Source organism: Desulfonatronospira sp. (assembly GCA_003563255.1).
GTDB lineage: Bacteria > Desulfobacterota > Desulfovibrionia > Desulfovibrionales > Desulfonatronovibrionaceae > Desulfonatronospira.
The window spans coordinates 1-3,943 of the sequence record PWSL01000381.1 but is presented as its reverse complement, the minus strand read 5'-3'; the positions used below and the strand labels follow the sequence as shown (position 1 = coordinate 3,943).

Annotated in this window: 3 protein-coding genes; 1 reads left to right on the top strand and 2 read right to left on the bottom strand. The window is 45.7% G+C overall.

The window, feature by feature from the left end; translation table 11 throughout:
* Positions 1 to 305 precede the first annotated feature (305 nt).
* Positions 306 to 2,066 (top strand): ISAs1 family transposase, encoded by a 1,761-nt coding sequence (locus QZP87_RS11140; RefSeq protein ID WP_291322996.1) that lies wholly within the window; start codon positions 306 to 308, stop codon positions 2,064 to 2,066.
* A gap of 211 nt (positions 2,067 to 2,277) precedes the next feature.
* Here the strand turns inward: QZP87_RS11140 and QZP87_RS11135 are convergent, their stop codons facing one another.
* Both QZP87_RS11135 and QZP87_RS11130 read right to left on the bottom strand, forming a co-directional pair.
* Positions 2,278 to 2,499: an Hpt domain-containing protein gene (locus tag QZP87_RS11135; protein ID WP_291322997.1), complete on the bottom strand. Its 222-nt coding sequence runs from the start codon at positions 2,497 to 2,499 to the stop codon at positions 2,278 to 2,280.
* A gap of 92 nt (positions 2,500 to 2,591) precedes the next feature.
* A partial coding sequence (locus QZP87_RS11130; protein WP_291322995.1) for an IS1634 family transposase occupies positions 2,592 to 3,943 on the bottom strand: 1,352 nt, incomplete at its 5' end.

Below are 3,943 nucleotides of genomic sequence, written 5' to 3'. Positions count from 1 at the left end.
TATAGCCTGGTAGTGTTGTGGAAATGTTAAAAAAGCTAGAAGAAGACCCAGGGGTAGTTCTGTCCCTAATTTTAGTGAACTAAGATAAAGTACTGCTACTTATGGCTATTAAGGTTGAGCCTTCGTACAAAGATTGATTTTTCTCGTGCAGAGCTTCTTCAGTCAGTAAAAATTTCCTTGGTTTTTGGGTATGCGTCACCGCTGCCCTTCCGGCAGGGCCTCGTCAAAGTAATACTTGTTCTTGAATTGACGGCAAGTTGAGATTCCCCCTGGTTTTTTATTCGAGGATGCTGTATAATATAAATATGAACATCCAAGCAAGAGACCAGCAAAATACATATACAGACCGTCCACAGCTGCTACGCGTAAGACCGATCCATCCCGACGAGGAAGCAGAGTGGGATGAGGTAATGGACGCCCACCATTATTTAGGTTTTAACTGTTTAGTGGGCAACTCCATGAAATATATTGCCACTTTGGATACTCACTGTGTTGCCTTGCTCGGCTGGGCAGCAGCAGCATACAAAAGCCGGCATCGCGAACAGTGGATTGGATGGTCACCAAGTCAGAGGGATACGAGGCTTAAGTATGTAGTAAACAACACCCGTTTTTTAATCTTGCCCGGTATTAAGGTTAGAAACTTAGCCTCGAAAGTGCTCAGCTTAAACTTGGAGCGGTTGGCCTCGGACTGGCAAGTGGTATACGGACATCCTGTCGTTTTGGTCGAGACGTTTGTTGACCGTCGTTTTCGGGGCAGCTGTTATCGCGCGAGTGGTTGGATTGAATTAGGTCAGACGCGGGGCTATAGTCGAAACGGACAGACTTACTACTACCACGGCCAGCCGAAAACATTGCTCGTACGCCCTTTGCGCCGGGACGCGAAAAAGCTTTTAACCACCACCTTTCTCTCGCCATTGCTTACGGAGGTGAAAGAAAAGATGGATCTCAACAAGGTACAGATTGCAGATGATGGTGGTCTTTTAGACCGGCTCCGAGAAGTAAGCGACTCGAGAAAACCTCGTGGGATCCGCCATAAACAGGAATCCATACTAGCCGTGGCGATCTGTGCCGTACTATCCGGAGCACGAAGCTTTGTTGCGATTGGAGATTGGGCTCAGAACATGTCCCAAGAGGTTCTAGCCCGACTCGGTTGCCGCTACCATGAAGAACAGAAAAAATACATCCCTCCCAGTGAACCCACTATCCGCCGAACTATACAGTCTGTTGATCCTGATGAACTAGACCGGGTTATCTATGAGTGGTTGGGTGATAAATGCCCCTCGTGGGCCATTGCTATGGACGGTAAAACCTTACGCGGTTCAGGAAGCAAGCAGAGCAAACCAGTCCATATCATGGCTGCCCTCGTCCACGGTGAAGGTGTGGTACTCAATCAGTCACAAGTAGAAGATAAGACGAATGAGATCAAGGCTGTAAAACCCCTTTTAGCGGATCTCGAGTTAGAAGGTAAAGTGGTTACTGCGGATGCGATGCACGCTCAGGTGGAACATGCTGAATACATACAGCAGGAAAAGGGTGCCGATTTTGTCTTTGTGGTTAAAGATAATCAGAAGACGCTACGCGAAGATATCGCTGCACTTGCAGAGGAAGATTATGATGACTCTTATACCAGCCACGATAAAGGGCATGGTCGGATCGAAACCCGTAAGATCGATACCAGTACCGAAATTAATGATTACATAGAGTTTCCCCATGTAGAACAGGTTTTTCGCATAAAGCGCACTATCACTGACCTGGATGGCGAGAATAAGCGGGGAGAGACGGCTTACGGAATTACAAGTTTACCACCTGAAGAAGCTGACCCAGAAACTCTGCTTTCCCTGGTACGAAACCACTGGCATATCGAGAATAAACTGCATTGGGTACGGGATGTGACCTTTGATGAAGATAGAAGCCAGATCCGAACAGGTTCTGCACCACGAGTATTTTCTACCCTGCGCAACTTAGCAATCAGCCTGTTTCGTTTAGCCCGGCTGGATAACATAGCTCAGGCACTGCGCGTTTTTTCCTGGAAACCGCTGCGATGCCTCGACTTCCTGGGACTTTAATATGAAATGGTTCCAAATATGATTATACCAGTCGTACCTAGAGATTATTATGCCCTTTTAGGCAATTTTTGAGCTTTATAGAGACTGAGAGACGTTTTATAGCATAATTAGTCTCGTATTCTTGATAATAATCCTTGTAGGTCTCTTATAATCCTTTACTTTGACGTTACCCTGTCTTATCCATGGTACTATAAACCTTATAGTAACAGTTTTACTTATAAATAATCTCTGCCTTTTCCAAATACTCCTCCAGCTCTGCAATCAAGTTCAGGATTTGGCTTTTTGCCTCTTCGTTTGCAGCCTCCTCTAACTCGAACCCGTATTTTGTCAGGGCATCAAAGCCGTACCCACCACCTGTTCCTTTTAGGGTATGAACCAGGGTTTGAATCGTCTTGTAATCGTTCTCAGAGACGGCCTTTTTCATCGTTTTAATATCCTCTTCAACAGCGAACAGTTCGCAGTATAACCATATTCCGCATAATCAGGAATTAAAAACCAACAGTTAAAAAATGGTATTTTACATTGTTACGAGGAATCGAAACCATCTTCTTCCCAAGCGAAGTCACTTACAGTGAATCCCAAGAAGCTGATGATCTTGAGACAGCTCTCATCTATGCTGCGAACTATCCGTCGAGGTTTGCCGTTTTCGGAATAAGTCACTACCTGGATTCTCTCCATAATTTGCAGTATAGATGTAAGTGTGGGACGTTTTTGTTTCCGCCGTTCAATACCATATACCAGGTCATTGGTCCTCTTAAGACCCTCACGAACAACCATCTCCGCGATGGTAAGGAGCATGAGTCCAATAAGAAGCAGATAGATGACGGCTTCCACTCTTTTCGGCGTTTTCAGAAATACGGAGTTCATATATTTAGGTGATTTCAAATTCCTGAACCGCTTTTCGACATCACTCTGTGTTTTGTATTCCCGGAGCATTTTTGCACCCGATAGAGCGAGATCATTACTGCAGAGGATAAACGTGCACTGCTTACGGAGCTCTTCTGCAACATTATCTTCATTCAAGACTACAGTAACCACCAGTTGAAACTCAATCCTCGCGATATCATCTTCGGGGTTCTTGCTGGGTCTGCCGGGTCTTCGGATCTTCAGCTCATTGATCTCGAACTCAAGCTCATGAAACTTAAGCTTAGAGCCCAGCTTCTTGTGCAAGAGTTCGATCTCCTTTTCCGCATCCGGCCGGCATTTAAAGGTCCGTTTCTTATACTTTTTAATCGACCTCGTGACCTTCTGCTGTTCTTTGCCGACCTTCTTGTTCGTGCTTTTCTGCTTGGTCTCTTTGAGGGCGTGGGAATAGACGACAGCAGCCTTGCACTGATATTCATTGTATAAAACCTCGGTCTCTATCAACTCATAGCTTACAGCTGTCCCCCTGGCATTTTCGATCTCGACCAGTTGGGCCTCTTCGGGCAGGGCAGTGGCTAATAACTGGCGGGCGAGCTTGGTATTATCCGGCATGCGGGTAATGAATTGGATCCCATTCTGGTTGGCTTTTTCAATATTGGTTGCACTAAACAGGGCACTATCGGCGATATAGTAGAAATCATCACGGTCCACTTTCATGGTTTTTAACAACCGGTCCAGATCCTCGAGGTTTTCTTTGTTGTATGTTTTATCATCGGTATTGCCGGATAGCACCTTGGCATCTGTAACTATACCGTTGGTTGTGCCTAGACCGATCTTGATCTGTTTTTTATCATTGCGCTTATCCTTGCTGTAGCCAAAGTCGATAGCGATGTAACTTACTTCTTCCCCGTAATCTTCTAGATGATTCCAGGTCCTGTACTCACCCCACATTACTTTGGAGGTGGTATCGTAATTGATGTTGCCCACCTTAAGTCCGTAGGCGGCAAAGGCTA

Bases quoted from the DNA above. Each gene is read 5' to 3' on its own strand.
- QZP87_RS11140 (WP_291322996.1), top strand. From the start codon at position 306: ATGAACATCCAAGCAAGAGACCAGCAAAATACATATACAGACCGTCCA.